Raw genomic sequence first — 20,663 nt, 5'->3', positions numbered from 1 at the left:
CCTTGAACCTTTTCGGGAGACGGGTTTGGCGCGGTTATTCTTCGGCCACCAGGCGCAGCATCTGCCGCGCGTCACGGCGCGCATGGCGTTCCTTGAGATCTGCCCAGAGGAAACGATTGAGGGCCGCAGCGAGGCGGTTGGCCAATTCCGGGTGGCTGATTGCCAACTGGCTGGCAGCGGTCAATGTCTTCACCAGATGCGACGAGATGATGAAGCGGCCACGACCGTGATCCAGCAGGGCATCCAGTTGCGCCGGCCAGAACGCATCGACATCGCCAACAAAATAGGGCGTTACATCGATATCGTGATCGACATAGGCAGCGTTGCGGCCGACGAAACAACCAAGCTGCAGCAAGAGATCGGGCCAGAGCGACGGGTCTTCCCACACCACCTGCAAGCCTGCCTGGGCAAAGGTCAAGGCATGGGTGAAATCGAGCCAATTCACGTTGTCGGCAAGCGCGTTGTCGGTGGCGCGGAATCGTTTCTCGTCGGCATGGAGCATTTGCCGCGCAGCGGCGTCGAGGAGTGTCGCGAAGATCGCGCCGGGTGCGTGCTGTGCCGACCAGGTCGTGACCAGCGGCAGGATTGTGCGCGGCGTCACAGAGCGCAGGGCCGCGACGGATAAGGGGGGCGGTGCCATCAGCTTTTCGCCCCAGCGCGCGCGGCATTCGGCATAGAGGCGGAATTCCGGGATGAGGTCCTCGCGGGTGGCGAGGCAGAGGCTGCGCACCAGCATCTCCAGTAAGGGTGCCGCGGCATCGGGGCCGATCTCGTGAAGGAGATCGGCGGTCTTCACGCTGTAGATGAGGGCATGGCCGAAATCGGCGTAATGGGAAAGAGCCGCGCGGGCGGTGATCCGCTGCCAATCGTACGGGGTGAGGCCAGCAGCGATTCCGCCGCGCAAGGTCAGGATCGCGCGCGCTTCGTCCTGTGCCTCGAGGGCGGCGAGGAAGGCTTTCTCGTCCCATTCCTCAATGCCGTCCGGATAGGGATAGAATGTGCGGTCGCGTGCGTCGTCGGCGAGATGGCCGAGGATTTCGCCCAGGGCGATAAGCAGGATTTCGGGATCGTCGCCCTGGGCGGCGGCAAGGGCCAGCCAATCGGGCGCCGCACCCAGCGCATGGGTGGCGCCGAATTCGAGACGGGGATGCGCCCAGGCGAAAGCGTGACGCAGGATTTCGCCCGGCGTCGCGCCGGTTTTGAGCAGCCGCGCCGTCTCGCGGATGATGCGCTGCTGGTCGGCCTGCGTGAGCGCGCCCGCGAGATTGGTGAGGTGGCGCTGGCGGCTGGCCGCCGGATCTTCCGGGACGATGTCGAGCTCGATCCGCTCACCCGTTGCACGGACGGAGAAGCGGGTGAGGCGGTCGCCGCCCACCAGAGTCGCGCCGTTCACGAGGTCGAATTTCCAGTTATGCCATTGGCAGGTGAGGACGCAGCTTTCCGCATCGGCGGTGATAGTTCCCTCGCGCAAGGGATAGCCTTCATGGGGACAGCGATTAAGACAGGCGAAACGCCCGGCGGCATTCTCCAGCAGCAGGATCTGGCGTCCTTCATGGCGGACGACCAGCTTCCCGGTCTTCTTGAGATCAGCAGCGGCGCCGACATCGATCCAGGCCATGGATATCCTCCTTGAGGAGGCATGCTCGCGCCGGGAATAAAACAAGTAAATAGTTTTTAAAATAGAATGCGCTTAAATCGCCGAAGCTTTCTCCCCTCCTTAGTTTCCTCCTCCCCCCTGAAGGGGGGAGGAGGGCAATCAATACATCCTGCCGCCATTGGGCACGTCGAGGCTCGGCGTGATCAGCACCACCTCGCCCTCCGCATCGGGGAAGCCGAGGACCAGCACTTCGGACATGAATTTGCCGATCTGCTTTTTGGGGAAGTTCACCACCGCCGCCACCTGACGGCCGGGCAGTTCTTCCAAGGTGTAGCGTTTGGTGATCTGGGCCGAGGAACGCTTCACGCCGATCTCCGGGCCGAAATCGACGCTGAGCTTGTAGGCCGGGCGCCGCGCTTCCGGATAAGGCTCGGCCGAGATAATGGTGCCGACGCGGATGTCGACCTTGCGGAAATCGTCATAGGTGATTTCGGCGGAGATGGGTTCTGGCATCGTGCTGGACATGGGAAAAGACTCACGGGCTCGCTTCGGATGCGCGATCTAAGCGGGTGCGTGATGAGAGAGCAAGCCTGGAGGTGAGCACCGCCGCCACCGGATCGGCGCTCAAGTTTGCGCGACAGGCGATGTTGCGGTGCCGCGCGTTTTCGTGGATAAAAATGAAAACTGGAATCCTGGCTGTGGGATGTCAAATGCATCACCGTGGAAGCCTGTTCGAACCGCTGCAACTGCCTTGCGGTTTAATCCTGAAAAACCGCCTTGCGAAATCGGCGATGTCGGATTCCCTGGGCGATGGGACCGGCCATCCGACCGCCGAACAGACCAGGTTGTATCAGCGTTGGGCCGCGGGCGGCGTGGCGGTATCCATCATCGGCGAGGTGCAGCTCACCGCCGGTTACGCCGAGAATCCCGGCAATCTGGTCCTTAACGATGCCTCCGACCTTGACCGGTTCCGGGAACTTGCCCGACATGGCGGCGAAAACGGCACCAGGCTCTGGGTGCAACTCGGTCATGCCGGAGCGCTTGCCTACGCACCGACCAGCGAACCAAAGGGCCCAAGCGCCCTCGATCTACCGGGCCTGCGCTGCGCGGAAATAACCTTGGACGAAATGCGCCAATTGCCCGCGGCGTTTGCGCGGACAGCCTGGCTGGCACAACAGGCCGGATTTGCCGGTGTGCAAATTCACGCGGCGCACGGATTCTTGCTGAGCCAGTTCCTTTCGCCGTTGTTCAACCGGCGGAGCGACGAATATGGTGGGGCCATCGCCAATCGCATGCGTCCTCTGCTGGAAGCGATCGACGCCACGCGCGCCGCGGTCGGACCGGATTTCCCCATCGCCGTGAAGCTCAACTCTTCGGATCAGCTTGAGGGTGGATTCGACAGCGCGGACGCGCTCAATGTGGTGGCCGCCCTGGACAGGTCTTCGATCGACCTGATTGACATCAGCGGCGGGACTTATTTCCCGGGAGCAAAGTCTGCCTCCGACGGAACGGGACGCGGCCCCTACTTCCTCGAATTTGCAAAACGCGCCCGCGCCGCAACGACCAAGCCGCTTATGCTGACGGGCGGGTTCAAGACGCGCGCCCAAGCCGAGGAGGCCGTGGCAAGTGGCGCCGTTGATATTGTCGGTCTTGCGCGTGCACTCGTCCTTGAGCCTTCACTTCCCGATCTCTGGAAAGCGGACCAGAAACCTGAACCGATTTTTCCCAGATTCGCCGATGCCCCGGAGGGCGGGATCACCGCGTGGTACACGATGCGGCTGACCGAGATCGGCGCCGACAGGGAAACGCCGGTCGTCGGCGAGCTCGGGCAGGCCATCCGGGATTATGAGACGCGCAACAAATCTCGAACACAAGTTTGGTTGCGTCACTTTGCCAATGATTAGCCCGCACGCTCTCCCTCCCTCTTAAAGGGGGGAGGGGTGGTTACGCAAAGTGTCGATGAGCGCAGCGACCGCGGCCGCCATCGGGTCGGCGGAAGAGAGATGCGCCGCTAGCGGTGTCGCGGCCTCGATGCGCCACTTGCGCGTCGGCATGAAGGCATCCTCGAAGGCAGCGAGTGCGCCGAAGGGGCCGGCGAGATCGCCCGAGACCAGCAGGCAGGCATGGGCGAGGATGGCCTGGCCGCCCTTTTCCGCCCGCTTGCGGCGCTGGGCGAGGCCGGCGATCTTGCGGCCATTGAGGCTCAAATCGTAGCGGCCGGGGCAGAAGGCGTCGGCGATCTCGCCGGTGACCGCGTCGAGGCCAAGGGGTTTCAGGGCATCGGTGAGCACCGCGGCGAGATGCCGGTAGGCATCGTCGATCGACCAGGGCTGATCCGCCCCCACACGATAGGCGAGGGCGATGTTCAGCATGCCGGGGAATTGCGGCACGGGCGCACCGCCGGTGGCACGCACCAGAACCGGCCAATCATTCGCGGCGGATGTTGCGGAGGCTTCCGTAAAACCAGGCAGGGACGAGACCCTTGAGGGCACGATGAGCGCGTTGGTCATGCGCCAGAGTCGCGCCGTATCCGGCGCGCCGACGCTCACCGCTTCCAGGAGCGTGGTATCGCCGGCCAGAGCAGGTTCGGGCGCTGACGGCGCCACATGGTCGATGATCTCGAAAATGGTGGCGGCCCGCTTCAGCCGATCGCGGCGATGATGGCGCCGCGCTTGAACGGGCGTTCCGCCGGAATGCGGATCTGCAGGGTGCCGGAGACCGGCGCGTTCACATCGTAGGAAGTCTTTTCCACCATCACCTCGGCAATGAGATCGCCTTCGCGCACCGCATCGCCATCGGCAAAGAGCCAGGCGGAGACGGCACCTTCGGCTTCACCTTCCCAGAGATCGGGGGGAATCACCACAGGAATCATCGGGTGGCCTTCATCATGGCTTGTGCCGCCGTGACGATTTTCTCGGCGCTGGGCAGAGCCGGGCGCTCCAGGGTCGGGCTGAACGGAATCGGGATGTCGGGAAAGGCGATGCGCCGGGGCGGGGCCTTCAACGTGGCACCGGCCTCGACCACGCTCGCGATGATTTCGCCGGACACGCCATAGCTTAAATAATCCTCGTCGACCACCAGCAGGCGTCCGGTTCTCGCCACCGAGGCGATAATGGTGGCGCGATCGAGGGGGACGAGGGAGCGGAGGTCGATCACCTCGGCCTCGATACCGGATGTGGCGAGCTCGGCAGCAGCATCAAGGGCGAGATGCAAGGTGGCGCCGAGCCCGACGATGGTGAGGTCCTTGCCAGCGCGCGCAATCGCCGCCTGGCCGAAGGGGATCGCATAGGCATCTTCCGGCACGTCGGTGATGCTGCCCTGCACGGTGCCGAGCCAGCCCATGCCCTGGAGCGCCTTGTGGAACATGAAGATGACGGGGTTGTCGTCGCGGATGGCGCTCACCATCAGCCCCTTGGCGTCATAGGCGTTGCTGGGCACCACCACCTTCATGCCGGGCAGATGCGCGAAGGTGCCATAGAGGCATTGGCTGTGCTGGCCGGCATCGCCATAGCCGCCGCCAACCGAAGTCATCAGCACCATCGGCACCGGCGCGTGGCCGCCGGAGAAATAGCAGTTCTTGGCGGCGAGGTTGTAGATGGCATCCATGCAGACGCCGAAGAAATCGACGAACATCAACTCGACCACCGGCCGCATGCCGACCGCCGCCATGCCGACGGCGGCCCCGATGAAGGCGGTCTCGGAAATCGGCGTGTCGCGGATGCGTGAAGGGCCGAATTCCTCGAGCAGCCCCCGCGTATTGCCGAAGACGCCACCCAGGGCCGCGATGTCCTCGCCCATTACCAGCACGGATGGGTCGCGCCGCATCTCCTGCGCGATGCCTTCCGCCATGGCCTTGGCGATGGTGAGGTTGCGCTTGGTGCGGTTCTCTCGAATGGTGGCGGTCGCGGTCATGGCGCGTTCCCCTTATGCGAAGACTTTTTCGAAGGCCTCTTCCGGTGCCGGGAAGGGTGCGGCGCGGGCCTTGGCGATGGCCTGTTCGACGGCAAGCTCGGCTTCCTTCACCAGTGCCAGATCCTTGGCCTCATCCATCAATCCCGCAGCGATGAGCTTTGCGCGCAAGAGCGGGATCGGATCGGCGAGGCCTGCTTTCTCGCCCTTGGGCCGGTAGCCTTCGGCATCGCCGATAAAATGGCCGGCAAGGCGCGCGGTCTCGATCTCGATGAGGCTGGGGCCTTTGCCGGCGCGGGCGCGGGCGATGGCTTCGCTGGCGACGGCGAAGATCGCTTCCGGGTCGTTGTCGGTGACGCGGTGCCCGGGCATGCCATAGGCGGCGGCGCGGGTGTCGTTGTGGGGCACGGCGGTGGATTGCGCCTTGGCGACTGAAATGCCCCAGGCATTGTCCTCAATCACGAACACGACTGGCACCTGCCAGACCGCGGCGAGATTGAGGGATTCGTGGAAGGCGCCTTGATTGGCCGCCCCCTCGCCGATGAAGGAGACGGCGACGCGCTTCTCATTGCGCAGTTTGAAAGCGGTGGCAGCCCCCACCGCCGGCCCCATCCCTTGCGCGATGATGCCGGAACAGCAGAAATTCACGGACGGATCGAAGATATGCATATGCCCGCCGCGCCCGCCTGAAAGGCCCGTCTTCTTTCCGAAGATCTCCGCCGCCATGGCGTCGAGATCGACCCCCTTGGCGATGGCGATGTGATGCGGGCGATGGGTGGCGGTGACGAAATCGCCGGTCTCAAGATGCGCGCAGACACCGACGGCGCAGGGCTCCTGGCCGTTGGAAAGATGCATCTCGCCCGGAATCGGGCCGTTGGCCATGTTGAAGACCGGCGACTTCCCCTCGAAATAGGCGGTGGCGATCCGCTCCTCGAAGGCGCGGGATTTCACCATGGTCTGGTACATCCAGAGCCATTGCTGTGGCGACGGGCGCATCAATGCCTCCCCTGAAATAAACGGAACTGACTGCGTCAGGCGGCTTTGGCCTGGTTCGCCTGGGCGTCGGCGAAGAATTTCCAATCGAGCATCATGATGATCGACTTGTCCGGGTTGACGAAGGCGACCGGCCCGTGATTGGAGAACCACAGCACCGTGTCTTCGACGAATTCCGTGCGCTCGTGATAGACGCCCAGAGGCTCGTAGCCGTAATCGCCGGCGCGCGCGATGCCGGCCCGGTAATCCATGACGCCCTTGAGCATCAGGTATTCGCCAGCGCCATAATGGAAATGCGGCGCGAAGCTGGAACCCTTGTCGCATTTGAAGAGGACGGTCCAGGTGCCGGTCTCCGGGCTCACGCGCAGGACCTTGTAGGAAATGGCCTCGGTAAAGGGGATCCAGGCCATCTTTTCGGTTTCGCAAAGGATATCGGCGGGATTGCTGTCCGCCAGCAGGGTGTCGGCCATCGTCGGTTTCCTTCCAGTGCGTTCCGGGAACTCGTTGAATTGACTGGTCCCGGATTCTGCGGGACAGTATGGCGCTTGTCCTTGCGGCCGGTCTTGCCGGAGCGGGACGCGAAACTTGCTCCAGCCTGCCCAAGCCGTCGAAAAGGCCAGCCATGCAGCCGGGTGTTCAAGAAAGTCCCATTCAATCGACGGCGTCTTTGCCGGCCCCCCGCCAATATGATTGGTGGCGCGAGGCGGTCTCGGACACGCATCTCGGCTGGGATCTGCCGCGCCGCGACGTGGGCGATTTCCGCGCGCGCTTCCGCCATCAGGCTTTCGGGCAAGCGCAGATCGTGCAATGCGCCTGCGATCCCTGCCACGGGAAACGCGGGCGGCCCGAGATCTCGCAGTTGCGGGAGCCGTCTTTCGGTTTGCTCTATATCCTGAAAGGGCGCGAGAGCCTCAAACAGGCGGGCCGCGAGATCGTGCTGGAAGCGGGTTCCTTCACGCTCTGGGACAGCACACGGCCGATCGATTTCGGCCTCCCCGGCGAATTGGAGAAAATCACGTTATTGCTGCCGCAAGGGGCGGTCACCGATCTGTTGCCGCAAGCCCCCGATCTGGTGATGCGGCCGATCAGCGGCCAACGCGGGCGCGGCGCCTTGTTTGCCACACATCTCCGGGCCCTGGCGCGGGAGGGCGGCGACCTGCCCTCAGCCTTGCAGGCGCCGGTTCTGCGCGCGACGCTCGATCTTCTCATCGCCGCCATTGAGCCGGAAGCGGAGGAAGGTGCCTATCAGCGCGCCTTGCGCGCGCGCATCCAGGATTTCGTGCTGGCCAATCTCGACGATCCCGCGCTCGGGCCGGAACAGGTGGCGCTGGCCATCGGCATTTCGGCGCGTCAGGTGCATCGATTGTTCAATGCCGGCGGCGTGACGCTCGACCGCTGGATCTGGCGCCAGCGCCTGCAGCGCTGCCGCGACGAATTGCTGGCGCGGCCCCATGCGCGGGTGAGCGAGATCGCCTTCCATTGGGGCTTCAGCGATTCCGCCCATTTCAGCCGCGCGTTCAAGGCCGCGTTCGGTGTCTCGCCGAGGGAATTCCGCAAGGAGCGGTGAGGGCGGGTTCTGATTTCCGCTGGAAAGCCGTACGCCCTCGTTGTCATCCCCCGGCTTGGCCGGGGGATCCATGAGTTGCTTTCTTCAGTTGCAACCAAACTCGTGGATGGCCCGCCTAAAGCGGGCCATGACAAGCTGAGCAGGTCGCAAGCTTACTCCGCCGCCTTTTTCGTTTCTTCCGGCTTCCAGCGCAGGATCGGTTGCCTGGCAGCGAGCGTCTCGTCGAGGCGGCGGCGGGGGGTGTGGTAGGGGGCGCCGTGGAAATACTCGGCTTCGCCGGCTTTCGCGCGCTGGGCCAATCCCTTCACCACGCCGATATAGCGATCGAGGCCGATCTTGCTTTCGGTCTCGGTCGGTTCCATCAGCAGGGCGCCGTGGACAACCAGCGGGAAATACATGGTCATCGGGTGATAGCCCTCGTCGATCATCGCCTTGGCGAAATCGAGCGTGGTCACACCCGTTCCTTCCAGGAAGTCGTCGTTGAAGAGCGCCTCGTGCATGCAATTGCCGGGGAAGGCGGCGGTGAGATCGTCGCGGAGACAGGCGAGCAGGTAATTCGCGTTGAGGACCGCATCGCCGGAGACCTGACGCAAGCCATCGGCGCCGTGGCTGAGGATGTAGGAGAGCGCGCGGGTGAACATGCCCATCTGGCCGTGGAAACCCTTGAGGCGGCCGAAGGCCTTGTCTCCGTCATGCTCCACGAGATCGAAGCCGTTCGGCCCATGGGTCACGTAAGGCAAGGGCGCGTAGGGGGCGAGGGCTTCGGAGAGCACCACCGGGCCGGAACCCGGACCGCCGCCGCCATGGGGCGTCGAGAAGGTCTTGTGGAGGTTGATATGCATGGCGTCGACGCCGAGATCGCCCGGCCGCACGCGGCCGACGATGGCGTTGAAATTGGCGCCGTCGCAATAGAAGTAACCGCCGACACTGTGAATGGCCTCGGCGATCTCGACGATCTCGGTCTCGAACAAGCCGCAGGTATTGGGGTTGGTGATCATGGTGCCGGCGACATCGGGGCCGAGCTTGGCCTTGAAGGCCTTGAGATCGACGCGGCCACGTGCATCGGCGGGGACCGGATCGACTTCGTAGCCGATCGAGGCGGCCGTCGCCGGATTGGTACCATGCGCTGATTCGGGAACGAGGATGCGCTTCCGGGCATCGCCCTTGGCAAGATGGGCGGCGCGGATCGTCAACATGCCGCAGAGCTCGCCATGGGCGCCGGCGGCGGGCGACATGGCGACGGCCGGCATGCCGGTCAAGGTCTTCAGCCAGTGTGCGAGCGTGTCGATGAGTTCCAGGGCTCCCTGCACGGTCGAGACCGGTTGCATCGGATGGAGATCGGCGATGCCGGGAAGCCGCGCCATCTTCTCGTTGATGCGCGGATTGTGCTTCATGGTGCAGGAGCCCAGCGGATAGACCGACATGTCGATCGCGTAATTCTTCTGGGAGAGTTTGGTGTAATGGCGCACGACCTGCGGCTCGGCCAAACCCGGCAAGCCGATTGAGCCTTTGCGCTTCACCTTGCCGAGGCGTTCCTGATGTTTGGGCACGTCCGGGAGATCGACGCCGGACCGGCCGGCGACATCCATTTCGAAAATCAGCGGCTCTTCGATCTGGAGGCCGCGATTGCCGGAGATGGTATCGGTGTTGATGTTGGGCGCGCTCATGCCAGCACCTCTTTAAGACCGGCTTCGAGGGCGGTCATGTCGGAATCGGTGGTGAGTTCGGTGGCGGCCACCAGCAGCAGGTTCGCCGTCTCCGGTGCCGGCTGCAGGCGATGGACCGGCACGCCGCCGAGGATGCGCTTCTTTGCCAGGGCCTCGACGATGGGCGTCGCGGGCTTGGGCAATTGGAGCGTGAACTCGTTGAAGAAGCTATCGTTGAGGAGCTTCACGCCGGGGAGCTTGGCGAGGCGATCGGCAAGCTGGCTCGCTTTGGCATGGTTGAGGGCGGCGAGTTTGGTGAGGCCCGCTTCGCCGAGCAAGGTCAGATGCATGGTGAAGGCAAGCGCACAGAGGCCGGAATTGGTGCAGATATTGCTGGTCGCCTTTTCGCGCCGGATGTGCTGCTCGCGCGTCGACAGGGTGAGCACCCAGCCGCGCTTGCCGTCGACATCCACGGTCTGGCCGGCGAGGCGCCCCGGCATCTGGCGCAGAAACTTTTCGCGCGCGGCGAAGAGGCCGACATAGGGGCCGCCGAAGCCAAGCGGATTGCCGAGCGACTGGCCTTCGGCGACGACGATATCGGCCCCCATCTCGCCGGGCGGCGCGATGAGGCCCAAGGACACAATCTCGGTCACCGCGACGATGAGAAGCGCACCCGAAGCATGCACGGCCTCCGCGAATTTGCTGAAATCCGAGAGATGGCCGAAGAAGCTCGGGTTCTGCACCACAACGCAGGAGACGTCGGGACCGAGATGCGTGGTGAGGTCTTCCTTGCCCGCGGAATCCAGAGGTGCCACCACGGTCTCGAAGCCGGTATGGCGGCCATGGGTCACGACGACATCGCGGTAATGCGGATGGAGGCCGCCGGAGAGCACGGCCTTCTTGCGGCGCGTGACGCGGTTGGCCATGGCCACGGCCTCGGTGGTCGCGGTGGCGCCGTCATACATCGAGGCGTTGGCGACATCCATGCCGGTGAGGAGCGCCACCTGGGTCTGGAATTCGAAGAGGTATTGCAGGGTTCCCTGCGCCACTTCCGGCTGATAGGGCGTGTAGGAGGTGAGGAATTCGCCGCGCTGGATCAAGTGATCGACCGCCGCCGGGATGTGATGGCGATAGGCGCCGGCGCCGAGGAAACTCGGTGCCTGGTTGGTGCCCAAATTCTTGCCCGCCATGGCGCCGATGAACCGTTCGACCTCCATCTCCGGCATGTGGTTAGAGAGGCCGGCGATGGGGGCCGACAGGAGCTTGTCGGCCGGCACGTCGTTATAGAGAGATTCGACCGATTTTGCGCCGATCTTCGCCAGCATCTGCTGGCGGTCGGCATCGGTCTGCGGCAGGAAGCGCATGATCGGTGGAACCCTTTCTCAGTGCAGGCCTTCGCAATAGGCCTTGTAGGCGGCTTCATCCATCAGCCCGTCGAGTTCGGCCTTGTTGGCGATCTTGAGTTTCGCGAACCAGCCTTTGCCGAGCGAATCCTCATTGACGGTGCCGGGCGCGTCACCCAAAGCTTCATTGACCTCGACCACTTCGCCGCCGATGGGTGCGTAGACTTCCGAGGCGGCCTTCACCGATTCGACGACGGCGAGTTCCTTGCCCTTCTCGACCTTTTTGCCGATTGCCGGCAAATCGACGAAGACCACGTCGCCCAATTGCTCCTGGGCATAGGGGCTGATGCCCACCGTGGCGACATCGCCCTCGAGCTTCACCCATTCATGTTCCTTGCTGTAGCGAAGTCCGCTCATCCCACTCATCTCCTCTGTCTTGGCGCGCGTCCGCGATGGATCGTCGCGTTTTTCTCCGGTGAAACTGACCATGGTTTTGTTGATCCTTACTCTGCCGTCATCCCTTGTTCTCGTTGTCATCCCCCGCGAAGGCGGGGGATCCACGAGTTGCTTTCTTCAAGTCGCACGCAAACTCGTGGATGGTCCGCCTTCGCGGACCATGACAATGGAGAGGGTAAGGGCAACAGCTCACCACTCACCCCCGCCAATAGCGATGCGGGACGAAGGGCATCGGCGCCACCTTGGCGGGAAGGGCCTTGCCGCGCACCAGCAATTGGATCGGCGTGTTGTCGGCGGCATGGGCCGTCTCGACATAGCCCATCGCAAGAGGCGCGCCGAGGCTGGGGCCGAAACCGCCGGAGGTGATTTCGCCAATCACCTTGCCGTTCATGTCCGTGATTTCGGTATGGGCGCGGGCGGGCGCCTTGCCTTCGGGGAGGATGCCGACGCGCTTGCGCTTCGGGCCTGATGCCAATTCCTTCTGCACGATGGCGGCACCCGGAAAGCCGCCTTCCTCGCGGCGACGCTTCTGCATCGCCCAGATCAGATTGGCTTCGACCGGGTTGGTCATGGGCGTGATGTCGTTGCCATGGAGGCAAAGCCCGGCTTCGAGGCGCAGGGAATCGCGGGCACCAAGGCCCACCGGCTTCACCGCGGCGTCATCGAGCAGGCGCCGGGTGAGATCGTGGATGGCGCTGTCCGGCACCGAAATTTCAAACCCGTCCTCGCCGGTATAGCCGGAGCGGGTGACGAGGCAGGAAACACCGCCTACGTCGAGCGCCGCCCCTTGCATGAATTTGAGGTCACTGCTCTTCGGAGCGAATCGCGCGAAGACCGATGCTGCCTTGGGACCCTGCAGGGCGACCAGCGAGCGGTCGGCGATCACCTCGATCTCGCAGGATTTGTCGAGACGGGCGCGGAGATGGGCGATGTCGGCGTCTTTGCAGCCGGCATTCACCACCATGAAGATATGATCGCCGTTGTCGCCGGGACCCATCCTTGTCACCATGAGGTCGTCGAGGATGCCGGCCTTGTCGTCGAGGAAGAAGGAATAGCGTTGCTGGCCCGGTTTCAGATTGATGAAATCGGCCGGGCAGAGTTTCTCGAGTGCCGCGGCGACGGTCGCAAAATCCCGCGCGCGGAGGCGGAGCTGGCCCATATGCGAGACGTCGAATAGCCCCGCGCCATCGCGGGTGTGCTGGTGCTCGGTGAGGATACCGGTCGGGTATTGCACCGGCATGTCATAGCCGGCGAAAGGCACCATCTTGGCGCCGAGCGACACATGAAGATCGTGGAGAGCGGTGCGGTGGAGGGGGCCATGGCCCTCGGGTTCGGCACTCACGCGAGAAAATCCTTCCGACATCAGGCGACCGCGACCGGGACAGCCCTTGTCAGGACAACCCGCGCGACCCCCCTCTGTCTTCGGAACCTGAGAGATTTGCCACCGGTCGAAACGGGAACCGGCAGGTTACTCCTTCGGTGGGACGACAGCCCGTTCGGGGCGTCATCCGCTTTCCAGAGTTGTTGCCCGTCACGGTCCTTTTGCCTGAGAGTTTCCGGGGGCGGTTGCTCCTTCGGCGCCCACCCACAGCCGCGCCGTCAAGGCGCTGGGGCTGGTGGCGAGTCTCTCCCGACGACGGGTTAGCCGCGCGCAAGATGGGCCGCAGGGCGACGCTTCGTCAAGAACTATCCGGCAGGCGGCACTTTTTTGTGCAGGCGCGGCATGGGTGAGGGACCCTGGTGACCTATTGCAGCGGATTGCGGCGGTTATAGGCGAGTTCTTTTTCGGTCACTTCGAGGCTGATCCAGATGCGGTAGAAATCGCCGTTCTCGCCTTGCTGCAGGGGCGTGTAGACGAAGACCTCGTCCTGGGCGACACCCTGGACCTTGGAGGCGGTGAAGGGGATTTCCACGTCGAGCAATTGATCGCCCTGGAGAAGCTGGCCGCCGGGGCCGGTGACGCCGATGCGGTAGCGGAACTTGGCGGCGCTGTCGGGATTGTTGGGGCCGCGGGAGGCGGCGAATTCGACCTGGACCTCGGAGCGGACCACGGTGGTGCCGGTCTCGCGGTTCTCTTCGTAATAGCAAAGTGATTTCGAGCGCGAGATGCGCGCCTCGAACGAGGTATCGGTCAGATCCTCGCCGGCGCCGGCGAAGCGGGTGAGATAAGAGGCATCCTGGACAACGCGGACCTGAGGGCAAGGGCGGCTTTGCGGTGCCACGTTGTCGTCGGCGCAGGAAGCCAGCAGGAGGGCCGCGGCGCCGAGCGCCGAGAGCATTGCGCCAAAGCGAACACCCGGCCCGAAGTTTTTCTTGCCGATCATCATCATCCTTCCCGCGTATACCAGATTGCTGTCGTTGAAATGGCCGATGCGCGAATCCCGAAGCTGCGCTGGGATGTTGTCATAAGCTGTTGTGGGTGCCGTCGCAAAGGGGCGATTTCGAGGAATGCTTGCAGCCGCAGAAGAAAACCGCTTTCGCCTCATTGGCCTGGAACTTGACCGGGCTGAAGCCGGTCCCCTGATGGGAACCGTCGCAGAAGGGCTGTTTCTTGCTGCGCCCGCAGGCGCACCAGAAATAGGTCTTACCGGCCTCGACCGCGACCTTGAAGGGTGATTTCTGAGCGATCTCCGGCTCCGGCATGGCGTGCTCCCCCTGATGGCGGCCCGATTCGGCGCCGTGATCCGTTAACATGCTGGCTTGTCACGATGTTATGCTGGCGCCGGGGAATAGTGAAGTGGCGTCATTTGCGATTGCCTGCGGGGGCGAAAGCCCTATATTCCGGAGCATCGCCATGACTTCACGCGGCGATGCGGAAATTGGCCGGCGCGAGACTCATGACCCTTGATGCGATGACGAAGTCCAAACTGACCGTCTATCTGGCCGCCCCGCGCGGTTTCTGCGCCGGGGTCGACCGCGCCATCCAGATCGTCGAGCGCGCTTTGGAGCGTTACGGCGCCCCGGTCTATGTGCGCCACGAGATTGTCCACAACCGCCACGTGGTCGAAGCCCTGGAACGCAAGGGTGCCATTTTCGTCGAGGAACTCGATGAAATTCCCGGCCAGTATCCGGTCGTGTTTTCGGCCCATGGCGTGCCGAAATCGGTGCCGGAAGACGCCGAGCGGCGCGAACTCATGTATCTCGACGCCACCTGCCCGCTGGTTTCCAAGGTGCACCGGGAGGCGGAAGGCCATTTCGCGGCCGGCCAGCACATCATCCTGATCGGCCATGCCGGGCATCCGGAAGTGATCGGCACGATCGGGCAATTGCCGGACGGCGCCGTCACGCTGGTGGAAACGGCGGAGGATGCCGAGAAGCTCAGCGTCGCCGATCCGGACAATCTCGCCTATATCACCCAGACGACGCTGTCGATCGACGACACAATCGGCATCATCTCGGTTCTGAAGCGCCGCTTTCCCGAAATCCACGGGCCGCGCAAGGAAGACATCTGCTACGCCACCACCAACCGCCAGCAGGCGGTCAAAGCGATCGCCGAAAAATGCGATCTGATGCTGGTGATCGGCGCGCCCAATTCCTCGAATTCGCGGCGTCTGGTCGAGGTGGCGGTGAGTGCGGGCTGCCCCGCAGCCTATCTGGTGCAGAAGGCCGCGGAGATCAACTGGACGTGGTTCGACGGCGTCAAGACCGTCGGCATCACCGCCGGGGCCTCGGCGCCGGAAATCCTGGTGCAGGAAGTGATCGGCGCCTTGAAGGACCGCTTCGACATCCTCACGGACGAAGTCTCGGTCACCACCGAGACGACGCATTTCAAACTGCCACGCGCGCTCACTGCGTAAAATCCGGAACTTAAGACATGGCCGTCTATACCGAAGTGCCGGATGGCGATCTCGCGGCTTTCATCGCCGCCTACGGGATCGGCGAGGTCGTCTCGTGCAAGGGCATCGCCGAGGGTGTCGAGAATTCGAACTACATCCTCCACACGACGACCGGCAGTTATATCCTCACCCTCTATGAAAAGCGGGTGCACAAGGAAGACCTGCCGTTCTTCCTGGGGTTGATGGAACACCTGGCGGCGAAGGGCCTCAATTGCCCGACGCCCCTCAAGGCCAAAGACGGGATCGCGCTGCGCGAACTCTGCGGAAGGCCGGCAGCGCTCATCTCGTTCCTCGACGGCATGTGGCCGCGCCGGCCCAATGAGAAGCATTGCCAGCAGGTGGGAGCGGCCCTGGCCGATCTCCATTTGAAGGGCGCCGATTTCAAGCTGTCGCGGCCAAACAATCTCTCGGTCGAAGGCTGGCGGATTCTGGTCGCCAATACCAAGGACCGCGCCGACGAAGTGAAGCCGGGCTTGGCTGCCATCATCACGACGGAACTGGATTTCCTGAGCGGTCACTGGCCCAAGGATCTGGCGCGCGGCGTGATCCATGCCGATCTTTTTCCCGATAACGTGTTCTTCCTCGGCGACAGGCTGTCGGGCCTCATCGATTTCTATTTCGCCTGCACCGATTTCCTGGCCTATGACCTCGCCATCTGCCTCAATGCCTGGTGCTTCGAACAAACCGGCGAGTTCAACGTCACCAAGGCGCGGCTCATGATCGAGGGCTATGGCAAGGCGCGGAAACTGCCGCAGGCGGAACTGGATGCCTTGCCGATCCTGGCGCGCGGCGGCGCTCTCCGCTTCCTGCTGACGCGCCTCTATGACTGGCTCAACCATCCGCCGGGCGCCTTCGTGCAGCCCAAGGACCCGCTGGAATATCTCAAGAAGCTGCGGTTTCACCAGCAGGCGAAGAGTGTCGCGGCCTATGGGCTGTGATGAATGACAAGGTGGTACCGAGTGCATGACTGACATCAAGACCGTCGACATCTTCACCGATGGCGCCTGTTCCGGGAATCCGGGGCCGGGGGGATGGGGGGCGATCCTGCGTTATGGATCGGTCGAGAAGGAATTATCGGGCGGGGAGCGCGACACGACCAACAACCGCATGGAGATGATGGCGGCGATTGCCGCGCTGGAGGCCTTGAGAGGCCCGGCTCATGTGCGCCTTCATACCGACAGCCAATATGTGAAGAACGGCATCACCACCTGGATCCACGGGTGGAAGAAGAACGGCTGGAAAACCTCGGACAAGAAGCCGGTGAAGAATGTCGATCTGTGGCAGCGTCTTGACGCCGCGCTGAAAGCGCACAAGATCGACTGGATCTGGGTCAAGGGCCATGACGGCCATGTCGAGAACGAGCGCGCCGACGCGCTGGCGCGCGGCGCCATTCCCGGGAGGTAAGCATGACCACCGCACTCCTCATCATCGACGTGCAGAAGGCGATCATCGAAGGCGCCGGCAAGGATGGGCGGCAAGCAGTGCTCGACAAGGCGCTCGACGATGTGGCGGCGCGGTTGGGCCGGCTGCAGGAAAAGGCGCGGGCGACGGGCGTCCCGGTCATCGTCGTTCAGCATGACGACAAATTCGATCACCGCCTGGCCAAGGGCAGCCCCGGCTGGGAGTTGCGCGACGAGATCGCGGCCAAGCCCGGCGATGTGCTGGTCAGCAAGACCGCCTGCGATTCCTTCTTCGAGACCGATCTCGAACAGCAATTGAAGGAACGCGGCATCGACCATCTCGTGATCGGCGGCTGCATGACGCAATATTGCGTCGATACCACGGCGCGGCGCGCGGTCACCCTGGGATATGACGTGACCCTGGTCGCCGACGGGCACACCACCGCGGATTCAGGTGCCCTCACCTATGACCAGATCATCGCGCATCACAACCGTCTGCTCGACGGCTTCGATGCGGGGACCAAGGCGATTGCGGTGAAGAAGGCGGAAGAGGTCGGGTTCTGAGGTTCGCGCTCCGCCGTCATCCTCCGCGAAGGCGGAGGATCCACGACTTACTTCAGCGCGGTTGATCGAAACTCGTGGATGGTCCGCCTTCGCGGACCATGACGAGATAGAAGGAGATGCCCGCTCACGCCACCGTGTCGACGTGATCGGGCGTGTCGCCGGCGGGTTTCGGGTCGCCTTTGGCGACACCGACCAGGGCCGGACGCAGCAGGCGGTCATGCATGACATAGCCGGCCTGCAGGACCTGGACGACGGTGCCCTGGGGCTTGTCGGTGCCGGGGACTTCGAACATGGCCTGGTGGAGGTTGCTGTCGAACTTCTCGCCCTCGGGCCAGATGCGCTTGATGCTCTGGCGGGTGAAGGCGGCGTCCAATTGCCGTTCGGTCGCCGAGACGCCCTCATGGAGCGTCTTCAGCGCCTCGTCCTTGGCCAGCGCCTCGGCGGGAATGGCAGCGAGGGCGCGGTTGAGGTTGTCGGCCACACCCAGCATTTCCTTGGCGAAATTGCTGGCGGCGTATTTCGCGGTCTCATCGCGTTCGCGGGTCAGGCGCCGGCGCGTATTCTCGGTCTCGGCCACGGCGCGCAGGAGCTGGTCCTTCATGGACGCGATCTCGGCCTGCAAAGCGGCGATATCGGCCACCGCTTCGAACGGCACTTCTGCACCCGGATTGACGGGGTTGTCGATCTGATCCGCCGGATTGGTTTCGGCGTTCTTTTCCTGTTGGGCCGACATGTCGAACACTAACTCCTAAAAAGACAAAACCTGTCGCGCGCAGCGCTTTTTCCCTCAGCCGAGAATCCGGCCGATGACCTTGGCGGTATAATCCACCATGGGGATGATGCGCGCGTAATTAATGCGGCTGGGACCGATGACGCCGATGGCGCCGATCAGCCGGCGCTGGCTGTCGCGATAGGGCGAGATCACCGCCGAGCAGCCGGCCAGACCGAAAAGGTCGTTCTCGGCGCCGATGAAGATCTGCACACCCTCGGCCACTTCCGCCGCCTCGACCAATTTAAGCAATTGTTCCTTGGCTTCAAGGGCGGCGAAGAGAGAGCGCAGGCGTTCGAGATCGCCCACCTCGGTCACGTCATCAAGGAGATGCGACTGGCCGCGCACGATGAGGGCGCCGGAATTGTCCTCCTTGGACCAGGAGGCAAGGCCCGCCGCCACAACCTTTTTGGTGAGTTCGTCGAGGGCGGCGCGTTCGGATTCCAGTTCCTCCAGAATCTGGTCGCGCCCGAGGCCCAGGGTGCGGCCGGCAAGGCGGGTGGTGAGGTAATTGGTGGCCTCGACCAAAGCCGAAGGCGGCAATCCCAGGGGCACGTCGACGATCCGATTCTCGACCATGCCGCCCTCGGTCACCATGACGACGAGGGCGCGGCCGGGGCCTAGATGCACGAATTCGATATGTTTCAGGGGCCGGTCGGTCTTGGGCGCCATCACCATGCCGGCGCAGCGCGAGAGGCCCGAGAGCATCAAGGTCGCCTGGTCGAGCACCTCCGGGAGCGAGCGGCCGGCGGTGGCGCATTGCACGTCGATCGAGGAGCGTTCCGCCTCGGTGAGGCCACCCACTTCCATCAAACCATCGACGAAGAGGCGCAGGCCGAGATCCGTGGGCAGGCGCCCGGCGGAGGTATGCGGGGCGAAAAGCAGCCCCAATTCCTCAAGATCCGACATGACGTTGCGAATCGTGGCCGGCGACAATTGCCCGCCGGTCAATTGGCCGAGGCGGCGGGCGAGGGTGCGCGAGCCAACAGGTTCGCCGGTTTCCACATAGGCTTCGACGATGGTGCGGAAGATGTCGCGCGAGCGCGCCGAGAGCTCGCTCAGGACCGGGCGGTGCTGGCCGGAAGCGGAATTGGGAAAAACACCTGAATTCGGTCGATATTGCATGTACTTACCCGTCTGCCCGTCGTCTGCCCGGGGCCATACGCGGAAGAATTTAGGACGCGCCGGGGCGGCATTCAACCGGCCGGCGCAATGCCGGCTCGAGAGCCATTATGGCACGGATCGGGGCGGGGTGGAGGGAATGGATGGGGCGTTAACCAGTCTTAAGGCCAGGTCTTGCGGCACATTGCCGCATTCGCCGCAGGGAAATGCCAAAGCTGCCTCCCGGGCCGCCTCCCAAAAGGCCTTGCGGCCCATCGTCTCAATGTGGGGGCGAGGCGACAATCCCTTAGCAATGCTTGAGTTACCGCAAGGTCCCGTGTAGTTTCAGCCTGCTTTGTGGGGGGCCTTTGGGGTTGCCCACGGCCAGTTTGTACGCCGGTTCTGGCGACGGATTGAGCGGAGCGGGTGTGGTCCCGGGACGCCGTCTGTCGGAAGGCCGGTAGATTTAGCCGGGGATGGCAATCGGGTCGTTCGAGCAATGTTCCAGCAGGAACAGGGCCGGGCCTGCGGCCAGGTCCCCTGCCAGAACGACGGATGGGATCGAGATGTTTCTGAAGCAGATGTTCGGCCGAGTTGCGGCGAAAGCGACCGGCCTGATGACGCTGGCGGGCAGCGCGGCGATGGCGGCAAGCGCCCCCCTGCAAAATGCCTGGGCGCAGGAAGTTCTGGGGGCACCCAAGCCGATGCAGCTGGGCCTGCAGGAGCCGGCCACCTCGATCGCCGTCGATCTCAACCACTTCCATAACTGGGTGCTGATGCCGATCATCACGGTGATCACGGTCTTCGTGATGCTGCTGCTGCTCTGGGTCATGATCCGCTACAATGCCAAGCGCAACCCGGTGCCCTCGAAGACCACCCACAACACGCTCATCGAAGTCCTGTGGACGGTGATTCCGATCCTGATCCTGATCGGCATTTCGGTGCCGAGCTTCAAGCTGCTCTACAAGCAGCTCGACCTGCCGCAGACCGACCTCACCATCCGCGCCATCGGCAAGCAATGGTACTGGTCCTACGAATATCCGGATAACGGCAATTTCACCTTCGACGCCAACATGGTGCCGACCGATCAGTTGCAGCCGGGGCAGTTGCGTCTCCTGGAGACCGACAACGAAGTGGTCCTGCCGGTCGGCAAGAACATCCGCATCCAGATCACCGCGGCCGATGTGATCCATGCCTGGACCGTGCCCGCCTTCGGCATCAAGCACGACGCCGTGCCGGGCCGGGTCAACGAAAGCTGGTTCAACATCGACAAGCCCGGCATCTATTACGGCCAGTGCTCGGAATTGTGCGGCACGGCGCATGCCTTCATGCCGATCAAGATCCGCGCCGTCACTCAGGCGGAATACGATGCCTGGGTCGCCGAGGCGCAGACCAAGTTCGCCCGGATCGACGGGACACCCGTGGACGCGGAAGGCACCCATGTCGCCGCCGCCGAAACGGCCGCCGTTCCGGCCAACTGAT

The 20,663-nt window shown here is 63.5% G+C and carries 22 protein-coding genes and 2 riboswitches; of the genes, 7 read left to right on the top strand and 15 right to left on the bottom strand.

Features of this window, described 5'->3' with window-relative positions; genetic code table 11:
* Positions 1 to 34 precede the first annotated feature (34 nt).
* A complete protein-coding gene (locus ACE3PR_RS19380; RefSeq protein WP_374375446.1) occupies positions 35 to 1,618 on the bottom strand; it encodes a Rieske (2Fe-2S) protein in 1,584 nt (527 codons plus the stop codon).
* Positions 1,619 to 1,756: 138 nt separating this feature from the next.
* Positions 1,757 to 2,122 (bottom strand): tRNA-binding protein, encoded by a 366-nt coding sequence (locus ACE3PR_RS19375; protein WP_374375442.1) that lies wholly within the window; start codon positions 2,120 to 2,122, stop codon positions 1,757 to 1,759.
* A 71-nt stretch (positions 2,123 to 2,193) separates the two neighbouring features.
* On the opposite strand from ACE3PR_RS19375, the gene ACE3PR_RS19370 reads away from it, so the two are divergent.
* A complete protein-coding gene (locus tag ACE3PR_RS19370; RefSeq protein ID WP_374375440.1) occupies positions 2,194 to 3,501 on the top strand; it encodes an NADH:flavin oxidoreductase/NADH oxidase family protein in 1,308 nt (435 codons plus the stop codon).
* Between the two features lie 21 nt (positions 3,502 to 3,522).
* Here the strand turns inward: ACE3PR_RS19370 and ACE3PR_RS19365 are convergent, their stop codons facing one another.
* From ACE3PR_RS19365 to ACE3PR_RS19345, 5 genes are read right to left on the bottom strand one after another with little or no spacing between them, the layout of a single operon-like run.
* The gene (locus tag ACE3PR_RS19365; protein ID WP_374375438.1) at positions 3,523 to 4,203 is read right to left on the bottom strand and encodes a biotin/lipoate A/B protein ligase family protein; all 681 of its coding nucleotides are present in this window, start codon (positions 4,201 to 4,203) and stop codon (positions 3,523 to 3,525) included.
* A 35-nt stretch (positions 4,204 to 4,238) separates the two neighbouring features.
* Positions 4,239 to 4,469 (bottom strand): lipoyl domain-containing protein, encoded by a 231-nt coding sequence (locus ACE3PR_RS19360; RefSeq protein ID WP_374375436.1) that lies wholly within the window; start codon positions 4,467 to 4,469, stop codon positions 4,239 to 4,241.
* Positions 4,466 to 5,509 (bottom strand): alpha-ketoacid dehydrogenase subunit beta, encoded by a 1,044-nt coding sequence (locus tag ACE3PR_RS19355; protein WP_374375434.1) that lies wholly within the window; start codon positions 5,507 to 5,509, stop codon positions 4,466 to 4,468. Before ACE3PR_RS19355 ends, ACE3PR_RS19360 begins: the two co-directional genes overlap by 4 nt.
* A 12-nt stretch (positions 5,510 to 5,521) precedes the next feature.
* Positions 5,522 to 6,502 carry a thiamine pyrophosphate-dependent dehydrogenase E1 component subunit alpha gene (locus ACE3PR_RS19350; RefSeq protein WP_374375432.1) on the bottom strand — a complete coding sequence of 327 codons (981 nt, stop codon included), beginning with the start codon at positions 6,500 to 6,502 and terminating at the stop codon, positions 5,522 to 5,524.
* Between the two features lie 35 nt (positions 6,503 to 6,537).
* Positions 6,538 to 6,969, bottom strand: coding sequence for a 2,4'-dihydroxyacetophenone dioxygenase family protein (locus ACE3PR_RS19345; RefSeq protein WP_374375430.1), 432 nt, complete (start codon positions 6,967 to 6,969; stop codon positions 6,538 to 6,540).
* Positions 6,970 to 7,166: 197 nt separating this feature from the next.
* Here ACE3PR_RS19345 and ACE3PR_RS19340 point away from each other — a divergent pair, with 197 nt between their 5' ends.
* Positions 7,167 to 8,066 (top strand): helix-turn-helix domain-containing protein, encoded by a 900-nt coding sequence (locus ACE3PR_RS19340; RefSeq protein WP_374375428.1) that lies wholly within the window; start codon positions 7,167 to 7,169, stop codon positions 8,064 to 8,066.
* Positions 8,067 to 8,218: 152 nt separating this feature from the next.
* Here the strand turns inward: ACE3PR_RS19340 and gcvPB are convergent, their stop codons facing one another.
* From gcvPB to ACE3PR_RS19310, 6 genes are all read right to left on the bottom strand, one after another.
* Positions 8,219 to 9,733, bottom strand: coding sequence for an aminomethyl-transferring glycine dehydrogenase subunit GcvPB (gene gcvPB, locus ACE3PR_RS19335; RefSeq protein ID WP_374375426.1), 1,515 nt, complete (start codon positions 9,731 to 9,733; stop codon positions 8,219 to 8,221).
* Positions 9,730 to 11,076, bottom strand: coding sequence for an aminomethyl-transferring glycine dehydrogenase subunit GcvPA (gene gcvPA, locus ACE3PR_RS19330; RefSeq protein WP_374375423.1), 1,347 nt, complete (start codon positions 11,074 to 11,076; stop codon positions 9,730 to 9,732). Before gcvPA ends, gcvPB begins: the two co-directional genes overlap by 4 nt.
* Positions 11,077 to 11,094: 18 nt before the next feature.
* Positions 11,095 to 11,472: a glycine cleavage system protein GcvH gene (gene gcvH, locus ACE3PR_RS19325; RefSeq protein WP_374375421.1), complete on the bottom strand. Its 378-nt coding sequence runs from the start codon at positions 11,470 to 11,472 to the stop codon at positions 11,095 to 11,097.
* A gap of 235 nt (positions 11,473 to 11,707) precedes the next feature.
* The gene (gcvT, locus tag ACE3PR_RS19320) at positions 11,708 to 12,874 is read right to left on the bottom strand and encodes a glycine cleavage system aminomethyltransferase GcvT (protein WP_374375418.1); all 1,167 of its coding nucleotides are present in this window, start codon (positions 12,872 to 12,874) and stop codon (positions 11,708 to 11,710) included.
* A 46-nt stretch (positions 12,875 to 12,920) separates the two neighbouring features.
* A riboswitch (glycine riboswitch) is annotated at positions 12,921 to 13,035 on the bottom strand.
* Positions 13,036 to 13,155, bottom strand: a riboswitch (glycine riboswitch). It lies immediately after the preceding riboswitch.
* A 101-nt stretch (positions 13,156 to 13,256) separates the two neighbouring features.
* Positions 13,257 to 13,841 (bottom strand): hypothetical protein, encoded by a 585-nt coding sequence (locus ACE3PR_RS19315; RefSeq protein WP_374375416.1) that lies wholly within the window; start codon positions 13,839 to 13,841, stop codon positions 13,257 to 13,259.
* A 73-nt stretch (positions 13,842 to 13,914) separates the two neighbouring features.
* Positions 13,915 to 14,154 (bottom strand): CDGSH iron-sulfur domain-containing protein, encoded by a 240-nt coding sequence (locus tag ACE3PR_RS19310; protein ID WP_374375413.1) that lies wholly within the window; start codon positions 14,152 to 14,154, stop codon positions 13,915 to 13,917.
* A 209-nt stretch (positions 14,155 to 14,363) separates the two neighbouring features.
* Between ACE3PR_RS19310 and ispH the strand changes: the two genes are divergently transcribed.
* From ispH to ACE3PR_RS19290, 4 genes are read left to right on the top strand one after another with little or no spacing between them, the layout of a single operon-like run.
* Positions 14,364 to 15,308 (top strand): 4-hydroxy-3-methylbut-2-enyl diphosphate reductase, encoded by a 945-nt coding sequence (ispH, locus tag ACE3PR_RS19305; RefSeq protein ID WP_374375411.1) that lies wholly within the window; start codon positions 14,364 to 14,366, stop codon positions 15,306 to 15,308.
* A 17-nt stretch (positions 15,309 to 15,325) separates the two neighbouring features.
* Positions 15,326 to 16,285 carry a homoserine kinase gene (locus tag ACE3PR_RS19300; RefSeq protein ID WP_374375409.1) on the top strand — a complete coding sequence of 320 codons (960 nt, stop codon included), beginning with the start codon at positions 15,326 to 15,328 and terminating at the stop codon, positions 16,283 to 16,285.
* Between the two features lie 25 nt (positions 16,286 to 16,310).
* Positions 16,311 to 16,751: a ribonuclease HI gene (gene rnhA, locus ACE3PR_RS19295; RefSeq protein WP_374375407.1), complete on the top strand. Its 441-nt coding sequence runs from the start codon at positions 16,311 to 16,313 to the stop codon at positions 16,749 to 16,751.
* Between the two features lie 2 nt (positions 16,752 to 16,753).
* Positions 16,754 to 17,311: a cysteine hydrolase family protein gene (locus ACE3PR_RS19290; RefSeq protein WP_374375405.1), complete on the top strand. Its 558-nt coding sequence runs from the start codon at positions 16,754 to 16,756 to the stop codon at positions 17,309 to 17,311.
* A gap of 124 nt (positions 17,312 to 17,435) precedes the next feature.
* On the opposite strand, the gene grpE is transcribed toward ACE3PR_RS19290, so the two are convergent.
* Together grpE and hrcA are read right to left on the bottom strand one after the other, a co-directional pair.
* Positions 17,436 to 18,044, bottom strand: coding sequence for a nucleotide exchange factor GrpE (gene grpE, locus ACE3PR_RS19285; protein ID WP_374375403.1), 609 nt, complete (start codon positions 18,042 to 18,044; stop codon positions 17,436 to 17,438).
* A gap of 54 nt (positions 18,045 to 18,098) precedes the next feature.
* Positions 18,099 to 19,205 carry a heat-inducible transcriptional repressor HrcA gene (gene hrcA, locus ACE3PR_RS19280; protein WP_374375401.1) on the bottom strand — a complete coding sequence of 369 codons (1,107 nt, stop codon included), beginning with the start codon at positions 19,203 to 19,205 and terminating at the stop codon, positions 18,099 to 18,101.
* Positions 19,206 to 19,747: 542 nt separating this feature from the next.
* Between hrcA and coxB the strand changes: the two genes are divergently transcribed.
* Positions 19,748 to 20,662, top strand: coding sequence for a cytochrome c oxidase subunit II (coxB, locus tag ACE3PR_RS19275; protein ID WP_374375399.1), 915 nt, complete (start codon positions 19,748 to 19,750; stop codon positions 20,660 to 20,662).
* Position 20,663 lies beyond the last annotated feature (1 nt).

The sequence above is a fragment of the Dongia sp. genome (assembly GCF_041909655.1).
In the GTDB taxonomy this organism is placed as follows: domain Bacteria; phylum Pseudomonadota; class Alphaproteobacteria; order Dongiales; family Dongiaceae; genus Dongia.
Note: the sequence above shows the minus strand (reverse complement) of the source record. Positions and strands in the feature narration are given on the sequence as shown.

Coding starts and splice junctions, on each gene's coding strand:
- gcvH (WP_374375421.1), bottom strand. CDS start 11,472: ATGAGCGGACTTCGCTACAGCAAGGAACATGAATGGGTGAAGCTCGAG.
- ACE3PR_RS19315 (WP_374375416.1), bottom strand. CDS start 13,841: ATGATGATGATCGGCAAGAAAAACTTCGGGCCGGGTGTTCGCTTTGGC.
- rnhA (WP_374375407.1), top strand. CDS start 16,311: ATGACTGACATCAAGACCGTCGACATCTTCACCGATGGCGCCTGTTCC.
- ACE3PR_RS19360 (WP_374375436.1), bottom strand. CDS start 4,469: ATGATTCCTGTGGTGATTCCCCCCGATCTCTGGGAAGGTGAAGCCGAA.
- ACE3PR_RS19290 (WP_374375405.1), top strand. CDS start 16,754: ATGACCACCGCACTCCTCATCATCGACGTGCAGAAGGCGATCATCGAA.
- coxB (WP_374375399.1), top strand. CDS start 19,748: ATGTTTCTGAAGCAGATGTTCGGCCGAGTTGCGGCGAAAGCGACCGGC.
- ACE3PR_RS19380 (WP_374375446.1), bottom strand. CDS start 1,618: ATGGCCTGGATCGATGTCGGCGCCGCTGCTGATCTCAAGAAGACCGGG.
- ACE3PR_RS19300 (WP_374375409.1), top strand. CDS start 15,326: ATGGCCGTCTATACCGAAGTGCCGGATGGCGATCTCGCGGCTTTCATC.
- ACE3PR_RS19310 (WP_374375413.1), bottom strand. CDS start 14,154: ATGCCGGAGCCGGAGATCGCTCAGAAATCACCCTTCAAGGTCGCGGTC.
- gcvPA (WP_374375423.1), bottom strand. CDS start 11,076: ATGCGCTTCCTGCCGCAGACCGATGCCGACCGCCAGCAGATGCTGGCG.
- ispH (WP_374375411.1), top strand. CDS start 14,364: ATGACGAAGTCCAAACTGACCGTCTATCTGGCCGCCCCGCGCGGTTTC.
- gcvT (WP_374375418.1), bottom strand. CDS start 12,874: ATGTCGGAAGGATTTTCTCGCGTGAGTGCCGAACCCGAGGGCCATGGC.
- ACE3PR_RS19355 (WP_374375434.1), bottom strand. CDS start 5,509: ATGACCGCGACCGCCACCATTCGAGAGAACCGCACCAAGCGCAACCTC.
- ACE3PR_RS19375 (WP_374375442.1), bottom strand. CDS start 2,122: ATGTCCAGCACGATGCCAGAACCCATCTCCGCCGAAATCACCTATGAC.
- gcvPB (WP_374375426.1), bottom strand. CDS start 9,733: ATGAGCGCGCCCAACATCAACACCGATACCATCTCCGGCAATCGCGGC.
- hrcA (WP_374375401.1), bottom strand. CDS start 19,205: ATGCAATATCGACCGAATTCAGGTGTTTTTCCCAATTCCGCTTCCGGC.
- grpE (WP_374375403.1), bottom strand. CDS start 18,044: ATGTCGGCCCAACAGGAAAAGAACGCCGAAACCAATCCGGCGGATCAG.
- ACE3PR_RS19345 (WP_374375430.1), bottom strand. CDS start 6,969: ATGGCCGACACCCTGCTGGCGGACAGCAATCCCGCCGATATCCTTTGC.
- ACE3PR_RS19350 (WP_374375432.1), bottom strand. CDS start 6,502: ATGCGCCCGTCGCCACAGCAATGGCTCTGGATGTACCAGACCATGGTG.